We start from the raw sequence: 20,715 nt of genomic DNA, 5'->3' as shown, positions 1-20,715 counted from the left end.
GAAGGGCGCGGGCAGGAGAGTAAGGGGCATGAAAAAGGCCCCGCATGTTGCCATGCGGGGCCTTGTTTCTGGCGGAGGTCCGTGAAGACCGTCAGGCGTTCACAGGATTGCTCGCCGCCGGATTACTCACCGAACGTGCGCTGCCACCAGCCGCGACGCGGTGCGGCTTCGGCTTCCTCGGTCGCTGCAACCGCTTCTGCCGGAGCAGGCTCGGGCGCGGCTTCGGCAACCGGTTCGGCCACGGGCTCAGCGGCTGCTTCGGCGGGTTCGGCCTTCTTGCGACGGGTGCGCTTGGGCTTTTCCGCAGCCGGGGCCGGATCTTCCTCAGCCACCACTTCGGCCACGGCCTCGACGGCATCAGCCTTCTTGCGACGGGTGCGCTTGGGCTTTTCCGCGGCGGGAGCAGGGGCTTCCTCAGCCACCACTTCGGCAACCGGCGCGGCAGCGGCTGCTTCGGCGGGTTCGGCCTTCTTGCGACGGGTGCGCTTGGGCTTTTCCGCGGCCGGGGCAGGGGCTTCCTCAGCCACCACTTCGGCAACCGGTTCAGCGGCGACCTCGACGGCGTCGGCCTTCTTGCGGCGCGTGCGCTTCTTGGGCGCAGGCGCTTCCTCGGCCTCGACGGCGACCGGTTCGGCCACGACTTCGATGGCTTCGACGACGACAGCCTCTTCGACGGCGTCACCGTCTTCGCTCACGTCGCCGGCTTCTGCGCCATGCTCACCGTTTTCGCCATTGCGACGGTTGCGACGGCGACGACCACCACGACGGCGGCGCTTGCGCGGGGCTTCGCTGCCATCGTCCTCGCCAGTGCCTTCGGCTGCTGCGACGCTGTCGTCATCGCCTTCCGCGTCGGCTTCGTCGCCTTCTCCGGCTTCGTCCTCGGCGTCTTCGGAGACCTGCTCGTCCTGACGGTCGCGATTGCGGCCACGGCGACGCTTGCGGCGCTTGCGGCGGGCACCGCCTTCACCGTCCTCGTCTTCGCCGCGCGCGCGCGCTTCTTCGCGCTCTTCTTCCTCGAACTCGTCCTCTTCGTCGATGAAGTCGTCTTCGACGTCTTCGGCGATCGGGTCGAAGCGCGGAACGAATTCGTTGCGCGGGCCGGAGGAGATGACGCGCATCTTCGCGCCTTCGTTCTCACCCTCGGGGATCACTTCGACGTTGACGCCGTAACGGTCCTCGATGTCGGCAAGGTCGGCGCGCTTGGCGTTGAGCAGGTAGATCGCCGCTTCGGTCGACGCGAACAGCGAGACCACGACGCCCTTGCCCTTGGCGGCTTCGTCTTCGATCAGACGCAGCGCCGAAAGGCCGGCAGAGCTGGCGGTGCGAACCAGACCCGTGCCATCGCAGTGCGGGCACGAGCGGGTGGTCGCTTCCAGAACGCCGGTGCGCAGACGCTGGCGGCTCATTTCCATCAGGCCGAAGCTGGAAATGCGGCCCACCTGGATGCGTGCGCGGTCGTTCTTCAGCGCTTCCTTCATCGCCTTCTCGACCTTGCGGACGTTGGAGCCGTACTCCATGTCGATGAAGTCGATGACGACGAGGCCGGCCATGTCGCGCAGGCGAAGCTGGCGGGCGATTTCCTGCGCGGCTTCAAGGTTGGTGGCGACGGCCGTCTGCTCGATCCCGTGCTCCTTGGTGGCGCGGCCCGAGTTGATGTCGATCGAGACCAGTGCCTCGGTCGGATTGATGACGATGTAGCCGCCCGAGCGGAGCTGCACGACCGGGTCGTACATCGCAGTCAGCTGGTCTTCGGCGCCGAAGCGCTGGAACAGCGGAACCGGATCGGCGTAAGGCTTAACCTTGCGGCCGTGGCTGGGCATCAGGAGCTTCATGAAGTCCTTCGCCGCGCGATAGCCTTCCTCGCCCTCGACGATCACTTCCTCGATGTCGCGGTTATAGATGTCGCGGATGGCGCGTTTGATCAGGTCGCTGTCCGAGTGGATCAGCGCCGGCGCGGCCGAACGCAGCGTCTGTTCGCGCAGTTCGTCCCAGAGGCGGGCGAGGTAGTCGAAGTCGCGCTTGATTTCGGTCTTGGTGCGCTGGAGGCCGGCGGTGCGGACGATGCAGCCCATCGAGCGCGGCAGTTCCAGTTCGGCGATGATCGACTTCAGGCGCTTGCGGTCCGAAGCCGAGCTGATCTTGCGGCTGATGCCGCCGCCGTGGCTGGAATTCGGCATGAGCACGCAGTAGCGGCCGGCAAGGCTGAGGTAGGTGGTGAGGGCGGCGCCCTTGTTGCCGCGCTCTTCCTTCACGACCTGAACCAGCAGCACCTGACGGCGGTGGATCACGTCCTGGATCTTGTAGCGGCGGCGCAGCGCCATGCGCTTGGCGCGCAGTTCGTCGGCTTCCTTCGAGCGACCACCGCTGCGGCCACCCTGACGGCGACCACGGCCACGACGGCCACGGCCCGAATTGTCTTCCTCGGCCGCTTCTTCTTCCGAAGTTTCGAAGCCGTTCTCGACGTTGCCGTCCTCGATCGTGGCGACCTGGTCCTTCTCGGACGTGTCGACCTCGGTCAGGCCGCCTTCCTCGAAGCCTTCGCCGCCTTCCTCATCCTCGTCATCGCCTTCCGAAGCGCGCAGGGCGGCTTCTTCCTCGGCATGGGCGGCTTCTTCCGCCAGCAGGGCCTCGCGGTCCTCCTTCGGGATCTGGTAGTAGTCGGGATGGATTTCGCTGAAAGCCAGGAAGCCGTGGCGATTGCCGCCAAAGTCAACGAACGCCGCCTGCAGCGAAGGTTCCACGCGGGTAACCTTCGCCAGGTAGATGTTGCCCTTTATCTGCTTCTTGTCGGCCGATTCGAAATCGAACTCTTCAATGCGATTTCCCTTGAGTACCGCCACCCGCGTTTCTTCCGGGTGGCGCGCATCGATGAGCATGCGCGTTGCCATTGTGTATTCTCCATGCGCGCTCGGTCCCGGCCTCTGGGGCGGTGACGGCGCGATCCTGTTCGTGAATGTCCGCTGCCTCGGCGCAAGGCCGGCCGGATGCGGCTGGGCCTGCTGAGCGAGTGCTCGCTTCGGCGCGGACGGGGGTAAAGGTGAAGTGGGGGCCGTTGTTCGGCGCCCGCAGTGCGACTCTTTTGTCTATCGCCCGTGCAGGCATGTCCGATGACATGCCGTGGGGCGTGATCGTGTCTGCGAGAGACAGTTCGCGTGGCGATACTGGACACGCGGAAAATTGCGACCACACCACCCATGCCCCTTCGGGCATCGGCTGGCAGGGCGGCAATTGGCTTCTCATCTCTCGCGTCAACCTGTTCGTACCGGACGGAATTTATCCGGTTTGGCGACCGGGGTGCTGGCTTCGTCGGTCTCGACCGGCGGCATATTGGAATGCACTTGCCGGATGGCGATGACCCGAAGCTTCGTTTCCCCGGAACGAAAGGGCCTAGCATTCATGGCCTTGCACTACAAGGTCATTGCCATGCTTTCATACGACTCCGGAGCAACAATCTTGACTTTGTCTTTTCCGAGTCCCGGATAAGGTTGTTGCGCCGATCCGGATCGCGGCTCGCATTCTGTTGCGCGCCGGGCAAATTTTCGCTGATAAGCCGGGGAAACCGCGCGGCTGGGGGATTGCCCCGTGCCGAGGTTACGGCATAGCCACTGCCCTATGTCGCCCAACCTGCAAAAGGTTCTGCTGTTTTCGGCGCCGCTGGCGCTGCTGGTGGCCTTGCCCGTGCTCTGGCCGCATCTGGCGGTTTCGGCGCGCGATCTGGACTATGTGGTGCGCTTCGATCTGCCCACTGCCGATGCGCCGGTGGGACTGCCCCGGGTGGACGGACCGGCCGATGCCAGCCGTCCGCTGGTGGTGATCGATGCCGGCCATGGCGGCTTCGATCCCGGTGCCGGGCTGGGCGATGTGCGAGAGAAGAACGTGGCGCTGCAGATCGCGTTGGCGATCCGCGCGAAACTGCTGGCAAACGGCGGCATCCGCGTGGCGCTGACGCGCGACACCGATCGTTTCATCGCGCTTGGGGATCGGCCGGATATCGCGCGGCGCCTGAATGCCGACTTGTTCTTGTCGATCCATGCCGACAGCGCCGATAGCGACGGCGCGCGCGGCGCCAGCGTCTACGTCCTTTCCGAAAGGGGATCGAGCGAGGCGGCGGAACGTTTCGCCGCGCGCGAAAACCAGTCGGGCAAAGTCAACGGCGTGGCGCTGACGCAGACCAGCCAGGATGTCGGCGCGATCCTGCTCGATCTTTCGCAGCGCGGCGCGCAGGCGGGGTCCAGCCAGTTGGCCGGGCTGATCCTGCGCGAAATGCAGGACGGCGGCATCGGCCTGCACCGCGACCAGATCGAAACGGCGGCTTTGGCCGTGCTTAAGGCGCCGGATATCCCCTCCGTCCTGTTCGAAACGGGCTATATCAACAATCCGGACGATGCGCGTTTCCTTACCTCGCGGGAAGGGCAGGCGCAGCTTGCCGAAGCCGCCGCGCGGGCGGTTCGCGCATGGTTCGCACGCCGGGCCGGGGCGTGACGGATGGGCATCGTCGAACGCGAAAAGCGCGCGGCGGATCGTCTGCAGTCTGGCCTAGCACAAAATCCCCATGCTAGAGGGCGGTCGCAATGACTGACGATACCAGCGAAAACGGCGCCGAGCAGACTCCCGAGGATGCCCACTTCCGCCTGCGTCGCGGCGCCCGTGCCGCCATTTCCGGTCGCTTCGCGGGCCTGCGCAGGGCGTGGCGCCAACGCAAGTGGTTCCGCCGCTTCGGCTATCTGGCCGCCGTCGGCCTGATCGCCACCGGCAGCCTCTACATCGTCGTCGCGCACGATCTGCCCGACGCAAACAAGCTGCTGGAATACCAGCCGCCGCTGCCCACGATGGTGCGCGGTGTCGATGGCAACATCGTCTATTCCTACGCCCGCGAACGCCGCGTGCAGCTGCGTTATGTCGATTTTCCGCCCAAGCTGATCGACGCTTTCCTCTCGGCCGAAGACAAGACGTTCTGGACGCACGGCGGCGTCGATTTCGGCGGTCTGGCCGGCGCGGTGGTGGACTATGCCACCAAGCTGGGCACCGGCGGCCGCGCGCGCGGCGGTTCCACGATCACCCAGCAGGTGGCGAAGAATATCCTGATCGGCGACGAATATTCCGTCACGCGCAAGCTGAAGGAAATGATCGTTGCCCGCCGCATCGAGGGCGTGCTGAACAAGCAGCAGATCCTTGAGCTTTACCTCAACGAAATTCCGCTGGGCCGCCAGAGCTTCGGCGTGCAGGCCGCCGCGCGTGCCTATTTCGGCAAGGACGTGGATCAGCTTGACCTGCATGAAGCGGCATTCCTGGCGATCCTGCCCAAGGCGCCCGAACGCTATGGCCGCAAGCAGTACGAGGAAATGGCGATCACCCGCCGCAACTGGGTGCTCGATCAGATGGTCGACAATGGCTGGGCCACGCGCGCTGAAGCCGATGCCGCCAAGGCGCAGCCGCTGGGCCTGATCGCCCGCCGCGTCGAGACTTACGATACCGCCAACGCCTACTTCATCGAGGAAGTGCGCCGCCGCCTGATCGATCAGTACGGCGAAAAGGCAGAGGACGGCCCGAACAGCGTCTATGCCGGCGGCCTCTGGGTGCGAACCTCGCTGGATACGGAGATGCAGAAGGCCGTGCGCGATTCCCTGCGTGCGGGCCTGCTGAACTACCAGGGCGGCCGCGAATGGGCGCGCCCGATTGCGCACATCAACAATCTGGACAACTGGCAGACCGAGCTGATCGTTTCCAACAAGACGATCGACTACAAGGACTGGCGCATCGGCGTGATCCTTGACCGTTCCGGCAGCGGATCGGGCGGTACTGGCCGCATCGGCTTCTCGGACGGCAGCACGGGCACGCTCACCAATATCGCCGAGGCTGCTCGCGCGGGCGACGTGGTGGCGGTGGCGCCGGTTGCCGGCGATACATATGCGCTGCGCACGATTCCGGAAGTTTCGGGCGGCATGATGATGGAGCAGCCCGGCAGCGGGCGCATCGTCGCCATGCAGGGCGGTTTCGACGCGGGCCTCGATTCGTTCAACCGTGCGGTTCAGGCCGAACGACAGCCGGGCTCGACGATCAAACCCTTCGTCTACGCCACCGCGCTGCAATACGGCATGACGCCGGCTACGCAGGTGCTGGACGGCACGTTCTGCGTCTATCAAGGCGCGGCGCTGGGCGACAAATGCTTCCGCAACTTCAATGGTGAAGGCGGCGCTGGCAGCCACACGATGCGCTGGGGCCTTGAACAGTCGCGCAACCTGATGACCGTGCGCATTGCCAACGACACGGGAATGCCGCGCGTTATCAAGACGTTCCACAACGTCGGCATCGGCGATTACAAGGCCTATCTCTCCTTCGCGCTGGGCGCAGGCGAGACGACCGTGGCGCGCATGGTCAACGCCTATTCGGCGCTGGCGAACAACGGCGTGCAGTTCCAGTCTTCGCCCATCGACTACATTCAGGATCGCAACGGCAAGGTCATCTGGAAATCGGACAATCGCCGCTGCGACACCTGCAACATGGCCAACTGGGATGGCAAGCCGATGCCGCGCATCGCCCGCCGCGGCAAGCAGGTGCTGGATGCACCGACAGCCTATCAGGTGGTGCACATGCTGGAAGGCGTGGTGACGCGCGGTACCGCCGTGCGTCTGCGCGAACTCAACATGCCGCTGTTCGGCAAGACCGGCACCACCAACGGCCCGACCGACGTGTGGTTCATGGGCGGCACGCAGGACTATGTCGGCGGCGTCTACCTCGGTTACGATAACCCGCGTTCGCTGGGCGGCTATGCCCAGGGCGGCCGCATTGCCGCGCCCATCTTCAAGCAAGTGGTGGAGGCGACGCGCCCGCGCTGGGGCATGCAGCCCTTCATCGCCCCGGCCGGGATCCGCATGGTCCGCATCGACCGCGTGACCGGCAAGCGGGTGATGGGCGTGGAGCCCAGCGACGATCCGAAGGCGGCGGTGATCTGGGAAGCCTTCAAGCCCGACACCGAACCGCGCCAGTACACGCCGGAGGATGAATTCACCCGCCGCCGCGATGCGCTGGTGGCCGAAATCCGCCACGCCCGCGACGCACGGCAGGCCGCGAGTGCGGAGAACTCAGGCGACATGACCAACTTCATCGAGGAACAAGGCGGCGTTTACTGAGGATCAAGCGGCCCGGGCGGATGATCGCCCGGGCCGCTTCGTATCTGTCTCGCCAGAATAACAAAGCAAGGTTAGGATCCGCTCCATAACAGGGAGAGGAGATCCATCGATGAAGAGGGAAGATCGTACGGCGCGGGGTATGGCGCTGCCGATGGCGCTGGCTGCCAGCGTGTTGGCGCCGTCCGTTCCAGCACTGGCGGATGCATCGATCGCCGCCGCTTCCGACGATGCGATCTACGTCCGCCCTGATGTCACTGCTTACCTGAAGGCCTCCGCCGCGCATCCGCTGCCGGTGATGACGGCCGACGTGCTGGCGCAGATCCGCAAGATGCCACCGGGATCGATGCCCTCGCGCGACTTGCCGGTGGGGGAGATCGCCGTGGCCAGGGATCTGGAAATGCCGGGGCCGGGCGGGGCGATGAAGCTGCGCCTCTACGACGCGCGGGCGCAGCGCGGGCCGGGGCCCGTCATGGTGTTCTACCACGGCGGCGGCTACATCCTGGGCAGCATCGACACCCATGCCGCGCTGACGGCCGAGATCGCCCGTCGCCTGGATATTCCGGTGGTTTCGGTCGAATATCGCCTCGCGCCCGAGCATCCCTGGCCGGCTGCCCCCGACGATGGAGAGGCGGCTGCGCGCTGGATCGCCGCCAACGGCAAGGCGCTGGGCCGCGACGTGACCGGGCTGGTGCTGAGCGGCGACAGCGCCGGCGGCAACCTGACGCTGATTACCGCCGCAGCGCTGCGTGACAAGCCGGCGGCGGTTCCGGTCATCATGCAATTGCCGATCTATCCGGCGACTGATTTTGTCGACCAGTACCGCTCGCAGCAGCTTTTCGGCAGCGGCTACGGACTGGATGCGAAGGACTCCGCGCTGTTCCGGCAGCATTACGCCGCCGATCCGAAGAGCCTGCGGACCTCACCGCTGCTGGGCGATCTGAAGGGGCTGCCGCCGACCGTTCTCGTCACCGCCGGCCTCGATCCGCTGCGCGATCAGGGCAGGGCCTATGCGGCCAAGCTGGTCGAGGCGGGCGTGCCCACGGTCTATTACGAGGGACACGGGCTGGTCCACGGCTTCGCCACGTTCCGCAAGGATATCCCCTCGGCGCAGAAGGATACGGAGAACTTCCTGTCACTGGCGAAGACGATGCTGGGGGAAGTGCAGGCGAAGTGAACTGATGGAGCCCTAATCCTACTCCGTCGCCCCCGCGAAGGCGGGGGCCCCGCTGCCTTCGCGCTACGTCTCAAGAACAAGCGGGATCCCCGCCTTCGCGGGGATGACGGAGTTGGGTTTTCAAGGTTGGGGGGGCGGTCGCCCCTCAACACCCCGCGCGGAACTGTTGCGGGGTCATCCCGGTCCAGCGCTTGAACGCCCGGCCGAAGCTGGTCTGCTCGCCATAGCCCAGCCGGTCGGCAATCTCGTCAAGCGAGAGCCGCCGATCCGCCAGATGCGCGCGCGCCAAAGCTTCGCGCTGTTTCTCGACCAGTTCGGAGAACCGCACGCCTTGCTCGGCCAGCCGCGATTGCAGGGTACGCACTGAAATCCCGGTCTTCTCCGCGCAGCGCTCGATGGAGCAGCGCCCGTACGCCAGCGAGCCGCGAATATAGCTCTCCACTTTGTCGACGATCGACGGGCTATGCGTGGACTTCACTTGCTGCAGGTACGATCCCAGAAGCTTGTAAAGCAGCCGATTGGCACTCGGCACCGGCTGTTCCAGCGCGCCGACCGGGAACGCCACCGAATTGCGCTGCGATTGCCCGCGCACCTTGCAGCCCAGCAGTTTTTCGATCTCCGGCAAGTCGCTGGAGCGCGGATCGGCGGAAAGGCTCACCCAACTGGGGCGGAAGGCCGGGCCGCCGATGGATTGCAGCAGCTTCAGGTTGAGCATCGCTGCCTGATAATTCGCCTGATCGTTCAGCCCGATATCGGTGTTCACCAGCCAGGTCAGCTCCGCCGTCTCGCGCCCCTCGATCAGCACGACCTCGCAATCGGGGGCGTGGACCACCGGCAGGAACTCGATCAGGCAGCGAATGCCGGCGCGCACGGTGGGCGCGGAGCGGCAGAGTGCGCTGACGCAGCCGAAGACCTCCGGATCCTGCATCGAGGCGAAATGCAGGCCGAACAGCGGATCGTCGAACAGCGTGCTGCAATATTCGAACGTGTCTGCCACCTGCTGCGGCGCCACGAGGCTTTCGGGATCGATCAGCACCCGCGATTCCATGCCGTGCCGCTCAACGATGCCGCGCGCGTCACGGCCGTGGCTGCGAGCAAGATTGGCGAGGCCGGCGAAATTGGCGGCGCGCACCTGACCGCCGCTGGGCGCAACGTCCAGCGGACCGTCGAGGCTGAAGAAGCTGTTGCCGTGGACCATGCTCATCCCTCTTGCGGGCGGTATCCGCCTCTCATGTCGCGCATCCAATATCGAGAAGGTCGCGCCTAATGCCAATCCCCCTTTCCTTGCCTGTGGCAGCACTCGGGAAAGCCCCGAAAGTCATGAGTGGGCCCAAAATTGAAGGCGGAGAGAACCATGAAGACGATAGCCGACCACAAGAAGGTGGCCGAACAACATGTCCTCTACGAGAAGGACCCCGAAACCAAGATCGCCACGATCACCTTCAACCGGCTGGACAAGCACAACACCGCCACCATCGGCATGCGCGCGCGCTTCGGCGAACTGGTGTTCAAGGCGAACATCGATGACGATGTGAAAGTGCTGGTGATCCGCGGCATGGGCGATCACCTGGGCAGCGGCGGCGATCTGGATGAGCACGGCGATCTCTACCTGAACCCCCAGCCGGGCGACGGTTTCCTGGTCGATCTGGAAATCGACGATCCGGACGTGAAGTACCCGCCGCCGGGTTCCTTCCGCTATCTCCACGGCCTTACCGACTATTACGCCAAGGCGCGTTCGGGGAACCGGCCGCTGCAGGAATTCAAGAAGATCTCGATCATCGAGGCCAAGGGCTACTGCTACGGCTGGCACTTCTATCAGTGCGCCGATGCGGACATCATCGTCTCGTCCGACGATGCGCTGTTCGGGCATCCCTCGTTCCGCTATGCCGGCTGGGGCCCGCGCATGTGGCAGTGGCTGGAGATGGTGGGCCTGCGCCGCTTTTCCGAAATGCTGTTCACCGGCCGCCCGTTCACGGCGGACGAGATGTACAACTGCAACTTCGTGAACTCGGTCGTCGCGCGGGACAAGCTGGAGGCGGAAACCGCCAAGTACGCCCATGCCTGCTCGATAACCCGGCCGACCGATGTGGTGGTGGCGCAGAAGACTTTCATCGAGGCCTACAAGCAGTATCGCGGCGAATATATGGGCAGCCTGTTGACCGGCTGGCTGGAAGGCATGCTGCCGCTGATGAAGGACGATGGCGAGAACGACGTCAATCTGGGCAAGGGCAGCACGTTCAAGCAGGGAATCGGCAAAGTCGTGAAGGGCCATGACGAGAACTATCCGCCCGAATGGCGTCTCTCGATGAAGGGCCGGAAAGGCTGAATCGACCGTCGAAACGGGCGGGAGGCTGCATCTTTGGACGAAATCTGCACCCAATGCAGATTCGGTTGCATCTGATGTAGAGTTGCGGCGCGTACTGATGGTACTCTCGCGGGTGAGACTGTGAGATCGTCAGCAGTCGGCCGCAGCCTCGCCAATATGGGCCGAACGCGAATTGTGCATACATTCGCATGGGCCTCAGCACCCGGGGAGAGGGTCATGGCTGAAACTTTGTTCGCGCTGGACAGGCGCAATGTACACGAAGGCCAGAAAGTGTTCCGGGGTGACCGGGCACAGGAATACTATCGCGGAGACTTCTGGGTAGAGGATGCGCCAACGGTAGACGTGCGCTCCGAACGGCGCGCGGTGGGGGCGGTTTCGATCATCCGCCAACGCTCCGCCAGCAATCTGTTCTTCCGCCGATCGCGCCAGCATATCCGCGAGGATGCGACTGACCTTTCGATCCTGTGGTTCGTGCGGCGCGGCGAATTCGCGTTTTCCAACCAGTGCGGCGCGAAAGTCGCGGGAGAGGGCGATTTCGTCATCACCCGCTCCATGGAGCCGTTCCTGATTGAATGCCGCACCGACGGCACGGGGCTGAGCGAAGTGCTGCACGTCACCGTGCCCACGCATCTGCTGCGCGCCTATGTCGCGCAGGATTGCAGCAGCGCGCTGGTGGTGCCGGCTTCGCGGGGCAGGGCGGTTCCCGAACTCGCCATTGCCGAGCACATGCTGGGTGACGTCTTTTCCGATGACGGCCGGCTTTGCGAGAACTCGGCGCGACTGCTGGTGGAAACGGCGCTGGGCCTGATCGGCCACGCCGTGCGCGCGCTGGAAGAGCCGCGCCCGGCCCGCCAGTCGATCGCCGAACGCCGGCTGGAAGACGTGCTGCGCTTTATCGAGGTACACCTGTCCGATCCGCAACTCTCCACCGCGATGGTCGCGCGGGGATGCGGGATCAGCCCGCGCTACCTCTCGTTCCTGCTGCGCCTGCGCGAGACTTCGTTCTCCGAACTGGTGTGGGAACAGCGACTGGGCAAGGCGCGTGACTGGCTGACCAATTCCGACCCGCGCGACATCTCGATCAGCGAGATCGCCTATGGCGTGGGCTTCAAGAGCCCGGCGCACTTCAGCCGCATGTTCAAGCGCGTGTTCGGCGCCAACCCGCGCGAATACCGGGGGGACAGCGGCGCGGAGATCGCCCGCCCGGCGGCGATGGCCACCGGATTTGGGGACTTCGTCAGCGGTTCTAGCCTGCTCCAGTAACCGGCGCGCCGCCCGGGCGATGCCTGCACAGACGCGAGCCCACTCCGCGCCGCCGCGCTTGCCAGCGCGCGCGGCGCGGAGTGATGTTCGCCGCAACAGCATACAATCAGGAGGATGCCGATGCCCCGTTACAAGCTTGTCGCGCTGACAACGCCGCTGCCCGGCCGTGAGCAGGACTATCATGAATGGTACAATACCAAGCACCTGCCGGAACTGGTCAACAAGTTCGGCATGAACGGCGCGCAGCGCTATGAACTGGTGGCCAAGCTGATCGGCAACGATGCCAATCCCTATCTGGCGATCTACGACATCGAGTGCGACGATCCGATGGCGCTGCTGGGCGCGATCGGCAAGGCAACCGCCGCCGGTGAACTGACGCAGAGCGACGCCTCGGACATGGCGACCTGCTACACCGCGCTGTTTTCCGAACTGGGCGAACCGGTGCTGCCGGCCTGATACATTCGACCCTCGCGCCGACGTCGGCGCGAGGGTTCGATCCTCTTACCGTCCGATAAATTTCGGCGCGCGCTTTTCCTTGAGGGCCAGAACGGCTTCCAGGTGATCCGCACTGCGGACCGAGACGCTTTCATAGGCGATGCCGGCATCCATCACCGCCGTGGCGAGGCGCTTCAGTTCAAGGTTGGTCAGCACCTTGGTCGCGCGGATCGCCATCATCGCACCGCCAAGCAGCTTGGCGCAGAAGGCATCGACTTTCGCGTCGAGTTCGTCGGCCGGCACGCAGTGATTGACCAGGCCGATCTCGGCCGCCTTGCTGGCGGTGAGGACATCGCCGGTCAGCAGGTATTCCTTGGCGCGGGTGAGGCCGATGCGCTGCGCCCAGATCACCGCGCCGCCGTCTCCCGCGACTAGGCCGATGCCCACGTGCGGATCGCCGATCTTGGCACCTTCCGCCGCGAAGATCACATCGCAGAGCAACGCCAGCGTGGCGCCCAGGCCGACGGCGTGGCCGTTCAGGCGGCAGACCACCGGCTTGTCGATATCCAGCAGCGTCAGCACGATGCGCTTGGCGATGCGGGCCTCGTGATCGAACAGATGCGGGTTGCGGGCCGAATTCTCGATATGGTCGAGGTCTCCCCCGGCGGAGAAGGCGCGGCCGGCGCCGGTGATCACGATCACGTCCGAACCGGCATCGCCCTGCGCGAACCACAGTGCCTCTGCCAGTTCGTCATGAAGCTGCAGGTTCACGGCATTGAGCGCGTCCGGCCGGTTCAGCGTCAGGCGCAGAAGCCGCCCTTCGCGCGCGAGCAGGATGGTTTCGAATTCCGGCAGCGGCGGCGCATTGTCGCTCATCTCGGCGTATCTCCCTTTATCTCTAACGCTCATAAGCGCAGCCGGGATTTCGGCCACCCCGCAATCGTTCGGCAGGCAAAGCTTCGCCCCAGCGAAACCTTCGTGGTGGCAAGGCCTTGGCGGCCCGCTTCGCTTGCCAATGCTCGGCAAGTCCGATCTATCTCGGCCAAAGTCCGCGCCACGGGAGCGCAGGGCGTGGGTGAGAGAGCGAGATGGCCGAATTCGACGAGACGTTCGACTGGGTGGTCGTGGGCAGCGGCGCGGGGTCCATGGCATCGGCGCTGCTGATGAAGCAGGCGGGCAAGTCGGTCGTCATTCTGGAGAAGGCGCCCTGGGTGGGCGGCACCACCGCGAAGTCGGGCGGGGTCATGTGGATCCCTAACAACCGCTTCATGAACCCGGGTGAGGACAGCTTCGAACAGGCCTGCCAGTATCTGGACGCCGTGGTTCCCGATGGGGAGGACAGCCCCGGAACCAGCCCCGAACGCCGCCGCGCCTATGCGCGCGAGGCGCCGAAGATGCTGGACTTCATCGTCTCGCAAGGCGTCGCCATGGAGCGCGGATCGACCTTCTGGCCGGACTATTACGACGAACTTCCCGGCGGCGTGAAGACCAGCCGTACCGTCACCGCGGTGCCGTTCGACAAGAACGAGCTGGGCAAGGACTGGGCCGGGCGGCTGCGGCAGGGCTTCGCCGAAGTGCCGGTGAAGCTGGATGACGGCATGAAGCTGCCTTTCGCCAAGCATTCCTGGGCGATCAAGATGCTGCTCGTGCGCGTGGGGCTGAAGATCATCGCGGGCAAGCTGACCGGCAAGCACTGGGTTACGGCGGGCGCGGCGCTGCAGGGGCGGATGCTGAAGGCGGTGATCGCCAAGGATGCCGCCGATATCCGGCTGGAATCCCCGGTCAACGAAGTGATCATCGAAGACGGCAAGGCGGTAGGCGTCGTCACCGTGAAGGACGGCAAGCCCTGGCGCGTGGGGGCGCGGCTGGGCGTACTGATGAACGCGGGCGGCTTCTCCCAGAACCAGGCGATGCGGGACAAGTACATGCCCGGCACCCGCGCGGCATGGTCGAACGGGATCGAGAGCGATGCCGGCGACATGCATGTCGAACTGGAAAGCAAGGGCGCGGTCTTGGCGCAGATGGACCAGATGGTCGGCTTCCAGATGAGCGAGGCCCCCGGCTGGGATACCGACTACGTCAAGCCCGGCACCCAGAGCACCACCGGCAAGCCCCACGCGATCCAGGTGGACCAGACCGGCGTGCGCTATCTGAACGAGGGCGGCTCGTACGAGGAATTCTGCGAGAACATGCTGGTGCGCAACCGCACGGTGCCCGCGATCCCCAGCTGGGCGATCATGGACCAGCAGTACATGGACGAATACGCGGTGGCCGGCAAAGGCACGGCGAAGAAGAACATGGCCGGCTGGCTCTCCTCCGGCTGGATGCGCAAGGCAGACAGTCTGGAGGCGCTGGCCGGGCAGATCGGCGTGCCTTCCGATGCCCTGACGGCCACGGTCGACCGCTGGAACGGCTTCGTGCGTACCGGCAAGGACGAAGACTTCCACCGGGGCGAGCGGGCCTACGACAACTGGCTGGGCGATCCCTATTTCAAGGACGGACCCAACGCCTGCATGGGCACGATCGAGAAGGGCCCGTTCTACGCCATTCCCATCGTGCCGGGCGATGTCGGCACTTATGGCGGCGTGGTCTGCGACTGTGATTCCCGTGTGCTGAAGGCGGATGGCTCACCGATCGAGGGGCTCTATGCCTGCGGCGTCACCACCGCATCGCCGATGGGCCGGGTTTACCCCGGCGCGGGCGCCAGCGTGGGCCCGTCGATGACCTTCGGCTGGGTAGCTGCCAAGCATGCGGCAGGGCTGGGCAACCAGCTCTGACCGCGCGGTCAAGCGGCTGCGCAAGGCTCAGTGCAACGCTCAGTTCTGCGCGGCTTCCAGCACGGTCTGCACGCGCACGCGGGGGAACACGTCTTCCAGCGGCGTGCTATCGGGCAGGACGTAGACGTAGCCGCCCTTCTTCTGGAACAGGGGCACCACGCCCTTGTTGTAGAAGGCCATGGGCACGTTGATGCAGCCGAAGGTGATGCGGTTGTCCTCGATCGTCTTCGACAGCATCCGCGCCTTGCGGTTTTCCTTGTTGCCGACGGGGATCGTGTGGAGCGCCACGGACGTGGTGTAATCCACCCAGAGCACCTTCTGGTTACCGGCCGCCAGCCCGAACTTGGCGAGGAAGCGGCCTGCCGGCGTGGTCTTCTCGGCCGGGCCGATCTCTGAAAGCGATTTTGCGCCTACCCCCGGGGTGGCTTCGTCGCCCAGCGCCTTGCCGATCAGCACCGGGGCATCGGCCAGCGGCTTGCCCGTGGCATCGAACAGGTATGCCCGCGCGGATGGCTTGTCGACGATGATGTAGGGCAGCGCGCCGTTGTCCTGCGATCCCGCGATCCAGCGCGAAACGAGCGCGGCGGCGTCTGACAAGGTGGGCGCATATTCGGCGGCGTCTTCCTTCGGCGCGCCCGTCTGCTCGGTTTCCGAAGCCTTAGGGACAGCCTTGGCCGAGGTCTTGGCCTTCGCCGTGCTCTTCGCCTTGGCGGGCGCTTTCACTTTTGCCGGGACTTGAGCCTCGGCAACGGCCTTTGCCGGCGTGGGCGTGTTCACCGGGGCGGCGCCGGCCAGCGCAAGCGCGGCGAACGCCAGAGGGACACTTATCATCGTGTGAATGTACTCGAAGAAGGCAGACATGGAAATGGTCGGCGTCGTGGACGACGCCGACACATAACCTCACAGTAAAGCCAAATTAAGGCTTAACAGGCGCTCAGTTGCGGGCTTTCTTGCGCTGGCTGTTCTGCAACTGCTGCTCGACGCCATCGACCCGGCTGTTCAGCTGGTCGATCCGCTGGGCGTTCTGCTGGGCAGTTCCGGAAGCGGCCTGCGCCTCTGCCAGGGCCTGCTTGGCGGTGGCATCCGTCTGCTGAAGGCGGGAATCGAGTCCGTCGATGCGCTGGTTCACCGTGGCGATCTGGTCGTTCACGTAACCTTTGGTGGCGCATCCACCAAGGCCGACCGAACCCACGAGCACGATCGCTACGGGGGCGAGTTTCGTCAGATATGGCGACATCGCATTCACTCCTTATGTCTATATTGTTTAACAGCCCCGCAAAAGTTCCAAGCCGAGCGGGTAAGCGTGAACAATGCGATTCTGGCCGACCGTGCCTCCGTTCGGGTGAACGGAAGATTGGACTGCCATGTGCAATAAGTAACGCAGCGCCGTTCGGTTCCACGCAATCTGTTTGTCTGCGTCGGCGCAGCGAAGTGACTGGGCGTACCTTGCGCATTTTCGCGCCTTTCGCAGGGCTTCGCGCCGCTGCTAGGCCCCATCGCGAGAGTGGACCCGCGAGTGGGAGGATTGAAAATCATGCATCATGCCGGCACGTCAGCAAGCGGAAGCGCCTGTGCGTTGCCCGATCCCGGCATGTCGCTGGTGCAGGCACCCCCTTTGGCGGAGGAGCCGGGGCAGGGCGCGCATACGATCGGTGGTTATTTGCGGGAGGTGGCGGCACGCTACGGCGCGCGCGAGGCGGTGGTGCTGCGGAAAGGCGAACACCGCACTTCGTGGACTTACGACGACCTGCTCGCCCGCTCGATGGAAGTGGCCCGCGCACTGGTCGCGCGCAGCATCGGCAAGGGCGAGCGCGTGGGCATCCTGATGACCAACCGGCCGGAGTTCCTCTCCAGCCTGTTCGGCACCGCGCTGGCAGGCGGTGTGCCGGTGGCGCTGAGCACGTTCTCCACCCCGCAGGAGCTGGATCACCTGCTGCGCGCATCGGAAGTGACGCTGCTGCTGTATGAGGCGCGAGTGCTGAAGAAGGACTTCGGCGCGATGCTGCTCGAACTGGAGCCGGATATCCTCACCGCGCGGGGCGGGCTGGCCTCGGCGCGTTTCCCGTACTTGCGGCAGCTTGTCGCGCTGGGCGGTGCGCCGGGTGAGGCAGAGCCCTTCGCCGTGGGCGCAACCGGCGCGGTGGAGACTTGGGACGAGTTTCTGGCCCATGGCGCGGGCGTTGCAGACGATCTGGTGCTGGCGCGCGCCGATGCCGTGCATCCGGCCGACGCCGGCGGCATCTTCTTCTCATCCGGCACGACCAGCCTGCCCAAGGGCGTGGTCCATTCGCAGCGGGCCTTCGCCGTGCAGTGGTGGCGCTGGCCGCGCCTTTTCGCAATGCGTGAGCCGGTGCGAAGCTGGACGGGCAACGGCTTCTTCTGGTCCGGCAACATTTCGATGGTGGTCGGCACCGCGCTTTCGACCGGCGGCACCGTGGTGCTCCAGCGCATGTTCGACGCGGACGAGGCGCTGGAACTTGCCGAGAAGGAGCGGGTGACGTTCCTAAACGGCCGGCCGCATCAGTGGGCGCGACTTCAGGCTTCGCCCAGGTGGGCGGGCGCAGACCTGTCCAGCGTGAAATACGTGCCGCGCGGCGAACTGATCTGGCAGCATCCCAGCGTCTCCACCCAGTGGGAAGTGCCGATGTCTTTCGGCTGCACGGAGACGATGACGATCTGCACTTCCTTCGTTGCCGACGATGTGGAAGGCCGGGTGGAGGGCGCATTCGGGGCGCCTCTGCCGGGGAATATCCTAAAGATCGTAGAGCCGATATCGGGCCGTCTCGTGCCCGTGGGAACGGTGGGGGAGATGTGCATCAAGGGGCCTACGCTGATGTCCGGTTACCTCGGCAAGGCCCCCGAAGAGTGCCTCGATACGGAAGGTTTCTTCTGCACGGGCGACGCCGGGCGGGTGGATGGGACGGGGCGCTTCTTCTGGGAAGGGCGCATGACCGAGATGATCAAGACCGGCGGCGCCAATGTCGCGCCGATCGAGGTGGACGAGGTGATCGCCCGGATTCCGGGGGTGAAACGCACCCAGACGGTGGGCGTGCCGGACGATCTGCTGGGTGAGATGGTGGTGGCCTGCATCGTCCCGCTGGACGGCGTGGTGCTGGAAGAGGCAGCGGTGATCGCCGCCTGCAAATCCCAGATCGCCAGCTTCAAGGTGCCGCGCCGGGTGCTGTTCTTCCGCGACGAAGACTACGCCATCACCGGCAGCGAAAAGGTGAAGTCAAGCGAAGTTCGCGCGCTGGCCGTCTCCCGGCTGGCAGCCGATAACGCCGAGGCGGTCCGGCCTACCCTTGCGTGACCGTGCCCGTGGCGTACTGAACTATTGGTCAGCCCGCCACGTTCATCTCTGGGCGGAATGAGGCTGTTCTAGAGAGGACCTATGAGCCAGACACTGGAGAACCGGGCCAAGCCCGACGCCAAGACCCAGCTCGACATCTATCGCCGGATGATCCGGATCGAGCGCAACGACGACGCCACCCGCACCCAGATCCGTCGCGGCCGCATTACCGCGCCGTACTACTCGGCGCGCGGGCAGGAATGCATTCCTTCGGCCATCTCGGTGCTGCTGAATAACGACGACAAGATCTGCACGATCTACCGCGGCATCCACGACATGGTCGCCAAGGACATGCCGCTGCGCCCGCTCTGGGCAGAGATCTGCGGCCGTGTCGACGGCACTTGCAAGGGCAAGGGCGGCCCGATGCACCTCACCCACCCGGAAACCGGCGTGATGGTGACGACGGGCATCGTCGGTTCGTCCATGCCGATCGCCAACGGCTTCGGCTGGGCGGCGCTGCTGGACGGCACCAAGCAGGTGACCGTGGCCTACTTCGGTGACGGCGCCAGCAACATCGGCGCGTTCCACGAAGCGCTGAACCTGGCTTCCGTGTGGAAGCTGCCGGTGATCTTCGTGTGCCAGAACAACGGCTTTGCCGAACACACCCGCTACGAAAATGGCACTGCGGTGGACCAGATCTCCAAGCGTGCGATCGGCTACGGCATGCCGGGTTACACCGTGGACGGCAACGATCCGGTGGACGTCTACGCCCATGCCCACGCCGCCATCGAGCGTGCGCGTGCGGGCGAGGGGCCCACGCTTCTTGAATGCAAGACCTTCCGCTTCATGGGCCACGTCTTCGGCGATGCCGATGGTTACATGACCAAGGAAGAGAAGGCAGAGGCGATCGCCAAGGATCCGCTGCCGATCTACCGCCAGAAGCTGATCGACGATGGGATCGCCACGGCTGAGGAACTCGACGCGCTGACCGCGAAGATCGAGGCCGAAGTGAACGACGCCATCGAATTCGCGATGGCCTGCGAATATCCGTCCGACGACGAACTGCGCCGCGACGTTTTTGCCGAGGAGATTCCGGCATGAGCACTGAAACTCTGGAAGCACCCGCCGTGGAAACGGTGAAGATGAACGGCCTTCAGGCGATCAACGCTGCGCTGATGGAGGCAATGGAGGCCGATCCCAAGGTCCTCGTGCTGGGTGAGGACATTGCGGACAACGAAGGCGGCGGCGTCGTCGGCGTCACCCGCGGCCTTTCCACCAAGTTCGGCACGATGCGCGTGCGCTCCACGCCGATCTCGGAACAGGCGATCATCGGCGCGGCCATCGGCGCGGCCATGGGCGGCTACAAGCCCGTTGCCGAAATCATGCTGATGAACTTCACGACTGTCGCCATGGACATGATCGTGAACCACGCGGCCAAGCTGCGTTTCATGTCGGGCGGCCAGAGCCAGGTGCCGATGGTGATCCGCACCCTGACCGGCGCGGGCAACCAGACCGCCGGGCAGCACGCTGACTTCTATGAGGCATGGTTCTGCCACACCGCCGGCATCAAGGTGGTGATCCCCTGGACCCCGGCGGACTTCAAGGGCCTTTACCTCTCGGCCATTCAGGATCCGGATCCGGTCATCATCGTCGAAAGCGGCAAGACGCTGTTCGTGCCGATGGACGTGCCCGTCAATCAGGGCCCGATCCCGCTGGGCAAGGCCAATGTCGTCGCGCCCGGCAGCGATATCACCATCGTTTCCTATGGCCAGATGATGTTCACCGTCATGCAGGCCTATGAGGAACTGACCAAGGCGGGCGTCTCGGTCGAAGTGGTGGACCTGCGCACGATTTCGCCGTGGGACAAGGAAACGGTGTTGGCCTCGGCCGAGAAGACCGGCCGCTTGCTGGTGGTCCACGAAGCCGGCCGCAACTTCGGCCCCGGCGCGGAAATCGCCGCGACCGTGCAGGAAACGCTGTTCGGCAAGCTGAAGGCCCCGGTCGGCCGCCTTGGCGCGCCGTACTGCTCGGTGCCCTTCGCCAAGAAGCTGGAAGACGCTTTCCTCGTGCAGCCGCCGGAGATCATTGCCGAAGCGCAGCGACTCGTCGCCATGGGCTGACGTTTTATTCGAAAATGCCCTGAGGGGCATTTTCGGAGCGGCACCGGCCCACTCCCCCACCCGACCTCCCACGAGTGTACCCTGATGGGTGGTCGGGTGGGGGAGTGGGCCGGTGCTGCAAAATCCGGCCTTGCCGGATTTTCAAACGAACTGAAACGGTGCACGAAATTGACTGTAAGGGAAGGGCCTCCGTAGCGATAC

Annotated in this window: 15 protein-coding genes; 10 read left to right on the top strand and 5 right to left on the bottom strand. The window is 65.0% G+C overall.

Annotated elements, in window-relative coordinates; translation table 11 throughout:
* Positions 1–122: 122 nt before the first annotated feature.
* On the bottom strand, positions 123–2,888 hold the full coding sequence (locus ACZ1JV_RS19900; RefSeq protein ID WP_465150197.1) for an Rne/Rng family ribonuclease: 2,766 nt from the start codon (positions 2,886–2,888) through the stop codon (positions 123–125).
* 724 nt (positions 2,889–3,612) lie between these two features.
* Here ACZ1JV_RS19900 and ACZ1JV_RS19895 point away from each other — a divergent pair.
* The 3 genes from ACZ1JV_RS19895 (at position 3,613) to ACZ1JV_RS19885 (ending at position 8,304) form a co-directional block, all read left to right on the top strand.
* On the top strand, positions 3,613–4,482 hold the full coding sequence (locus ACZ1JV_RS19895) for an N-acetylmuramoyl-L-alanine amidase family protein (RefSeq protein ID WP_465150196.1): 870 nt from the start codon (positions 3,613–3,615) through the stop codon (positions 4,480–4,482).
* A gap of 89 nt (positions 4,483–4,571) precedes the next feature.
* A complete protein-coding gene (locus ACZ1JV_RS19890) occupies positions 4,572–7,130 on the top strand; it encodes a penicillin-binding protein 1A (protein ID WP_465150195.1) in 2,559 nt (852 codons plus the stop codon).
* A 109-nt stretch (positions 7,131–7,239) separates the two neighbouring features.
* Positions 7,240–8,304 carry an alpha/beta hydrolase gene (locus ACZ1JV_RS19885; protein ID WP_465150194.1) on the top strand — a complete coding sequence of 355 codons (1,065 nt, stop codon included), beginning with the start codon at positions 7,240–7,242 and terminating at the stop codon, positions 8,302–8,304.
* Between the two features lie 145 nt (positions 8,305–8,449).
* Here ACZ1JV_RS19885 and ACZ1JV_RS19880 read toward each other — a convergent pair whose 3' ends face one another.
* Positions 8,450–9,502 carry an AraC family transcriptional regulator gene (locus ACZ1JV_RS19880; protein ID WP_465150193.1) on the bottom strand — a complete coding sequence of 351 codons (1,053 nt, stop codon included), beginning with the start codon at positions 9,500–9,502 and terminating at the stop codon, positions 8,450–8,452.
* A gap of 156 nt (positions 9,503–9,658) precedes the next feature.
* Between ACZ1JV_RS19880 and ACZ1JV_RS19875 the strand changes: the two genes are divergently transcribed.
* From ACZ1JV_RS19875 to ACZ1JV_RS19865, 3 genes are all read left to right on the top strand, one after another.
* Positions 9,659–10,630, top strand: coding sequence for an enoyl-CoA hydratase/isomerase family protein (locus tag ACZ1JV_RS19875; protein ID WP_465150192.1), 972 nt, complete (start codon positions 9,659–9,661; stop codon positions 10,628–10,630).
* 216 nt (positions 10,631–10,846) lie between these two features.
* Positions 10,847–11,893, top strand: a complete 1,047-nt coding sequence (locus tag ACZ1JV_RS19870; RefSeq protein WP_465150191.1) for a helix-turn-helix domain-containing protein — start codon at positions 10,847–10,849, stop codon at positions 11,891–11,893.
* A gap of 120 nt (positions 11,894–12,013) precedes the next feature.
* Positions 12,014–12,349, top strand: a complete 336-nt coding sequence (locus tag ACZ1JV_RS19865; RefSeq protein WP_465150190.1) for a hypothetical protein — start codon at positions 12,014–12,016, stop codon at positions 12,347–12,349.
* 45 nt (positions 12,350–12,394) lie between these two features.
* Here ACZ1JV_RS19865 and ACZ1JV_RS19860 read toward each other — a convergent pair whose 3' ends face one another.
* A complete protein-coding gene (locus ACZ1JV_RS19860) occupies positions 12,395–13,204 on the bottom strand; it encodes an enoyl-CoA hydratase/isomerase family protein (protein ID WP_465135463.1) in 810 nt (269 codons plus the stop codon).
* A gap of 212 nt (positions 13,205–13,416) precedes the next feature.
* Here ACZ1JV_RS19860 and ACZ1JV_RS19855 point away from each other — a divergent pair, with 212 nt between their 5' ends.
* Positions 13,417–15,105, top strand: a complete 1,689-nt coding sequence (locus ACZ1JV_RS19855) for an FAD-binding protein (protein WP_465150189.1) — start codon at positions 13,417–13,419, stop codon at positions 15,103–15,105.
* Between the two features lie 39 nt (positions 15,106–15,144).
* Here the strand turns inward: ACZ1JV_RS19855 and ACZ1JV_RS19850 are convergent, their stop codons facing one another.
* A complete protein-coding gene (locus ACZ1JV_RS19850; protein ID WP_465150188.1) occupies positions 15,145–15,936 on the bottom strand; it encodes a hypothetical protein in 792 nt (263 codons plus the stop codon).
* Positions 15,937–16,039: 103 nt separating this feature from the next.
* On the bottom strand, positions 16,040–16,342 hold the full coding sequence (locus ACZ1JV_RS19845; protein WP_465135460.1) for an Lpp/OprI family alanine-zipper lipoprotein: 303 nt from the start codon (positions 16,340–16,342) through the stop codon (positions 16,040–16,042).
* Between the two features lie 297 nt (positions 16,343–16,639).
* Between ACZ1JV_RS19845 and ACZ1JV_RS19840 the strand changes: the two genes are divergently transcribed.
* The 3 genes from ACZ1JV_RS19840 (at position 16,640) to ACZ1JV_RS19830 (ending at position 20,514) form a co-directional block, all read left to right on the top strand.
* Positions 16,640–18,415: a class I adenylate-forming enzyme family protein gene (locus ACZ1JV_RS19840; RefSeq protein WP_465150187.1), complete on the top strand. Its 1,776-nt coding sequence runs from the start codon at positions 16,640–16,642 to the stop codon at positions 18,413–18,415.
* 81 nt (positions 18,416–18,496) lie between these two features.
* Positions 18,497–19,495, top strand: coding sequence for a thiamine pyrophosphate-dependent dehydrogenase E1 component subunit alpha (locus ACZ1JV_RS19835; protein WP_465150186.1), 999 nt, complete (start codon positions 18,497–18,499; stop codon positions 19,493–19,495).
* Positions 19,492–20,514 (top strand): alpha-ketoacid dehydrogenase subunit beta, encoded by a 1,023-nt coding sequence (locus ACZ1JV_RS19830; protein WP_465150185.1) that lies wholly within the window; start codon positions 19,492–19,494, stop codon positions 20,512–20,514. The genes ACZ1JV_RS19835 and ACZ1JV_RS19830 overlap by 4 nt, the downstream gene beginning before the upstream one ends.
* Positions 20,515–20,715: the final 201 nt, after the last annotated feature.

The sequence above is a fragment of the Novosphingobium sp. BL-S-19 genome (assembly GCF_055521675.1).
Note: the sequence above shows the minus strand (reverse complement) of the source record. Positions and strands in the feature narration are given on the sequence as shown.

Excerpts from the sequence above, each read along its gene's own strand:
- ACZ1JV_RS19845 (WP_465135460.1), bottom strand. The coding sequence starts at position 16,342 with ATGTCGCCATATCTGACGAAACTCGCCCCCGTAGCGATCGTGCTCGTG.
- ACZ1JV_RS19865 (WP_465150190.1), top strand. The coding sequence starts at position 12,014 with ATGCCCCGTTACAAGCTTGTCGCGCTGACAACGCCGCTGCCCGGCCGT.
- ACZ1JV_RS19840 (WP_465150187.1), top strand. The coding sequence starts at position 16,640 with ATGCATCATGCCGGCACGTCAGCAAGCGGAAGCGCCTGTGCGTTGCCC.
- ACZ1JV_RS19895 (WP_465150196.1), top strand. The coding sequence starts at position 3,613 with ATGTCGCCCAACCTGCAAAAGGTTCTGCTGTTTTCGGCGCCGCTGGCG.
- ACZ1JV_RS19880 (WP_465150193.1), bottom strand. The coding sequence starts at position 9,502 with ATGGTCCACGGCAACAGCTTCTTCAGCCTCGACGGTCCGCTGGACGTT.
- ACZ1JV_RS19900 (WP_465150197.1), bottom strand. The coding sequence starts at position 2,888 with ATGGCAACGCGCATGCTCATCGATGCGCGCCACCCGGAAGAAACGCGG.
- ACZ1JV_RS19855 (WP_465150189.1), top strand. The coding sequence starts at position 13,417 with ATGGCCGAATTCGACGAGACGTTCGACTGGGTGGTCGTGGGCAGCGGC.
- ACZ1JV_RS19830 (WP_465150185.1), top strand. The coding sequence starts at position 19,492 with ATGAGCACTGAAACTCTGGAAGCACCCGCCGTGGAAACGGTGAAGATG.
- ACZ1JV_RS19835 (WP_465150186.1), top strand. The coding sequence starts at position 18,497 with ATGAGCCAGACACTGGAGAACCGGGCCAAGCCCGACGCCAAGACCCAG.
- ACZ1JV_RS19870 (WP_465150191.1), top strand. The coding sequence starts at position 10,847 with ATGGCTGAAACTTTGTTCGCGCTGGACAGGCGCAATGTACACGAAGGC.
- ACZ1JV_RS19860 (WP_465135463.1), bottom strand. The coding sequence starts at position 13,204 with ATGAGCGACAATGCGCCGCCGCTGCCGGAATTCGAAACCATCCTGCTC.
- ACZ1JV_RS19890 (WP_465150195.1), top strand. The coding sequence starts at position 4,572 with ATGACTGACGATACCAGCGAAAACGGCGCCGAGCAGACTCCCGAGGAT.
- ACZ1JV_RS19850 (WP_465150188.1), bottom strand. The coding sequence starts at position 15,936 with ATGATAAGTGTCCCTCTGGCGTTCGCCGCGCTTGCGCTGGCCGGCGCC.
- ACZ1JV_RS19875 (WP_465150192.1), top strand. The coding sequence starts at position 9,659 with ATGAAGACGATAGCCGACCACAAGAAGGTGGCCGAACAACATGTCCTC.
- ACZ1JV_RS19885 (WP_465150194.1), top strand. The coding sequence starts at position 7,240 with ATGAAGAGGGAAGATCGTACGGCGCGGGGTATGGCGCTGCCGATGGCG.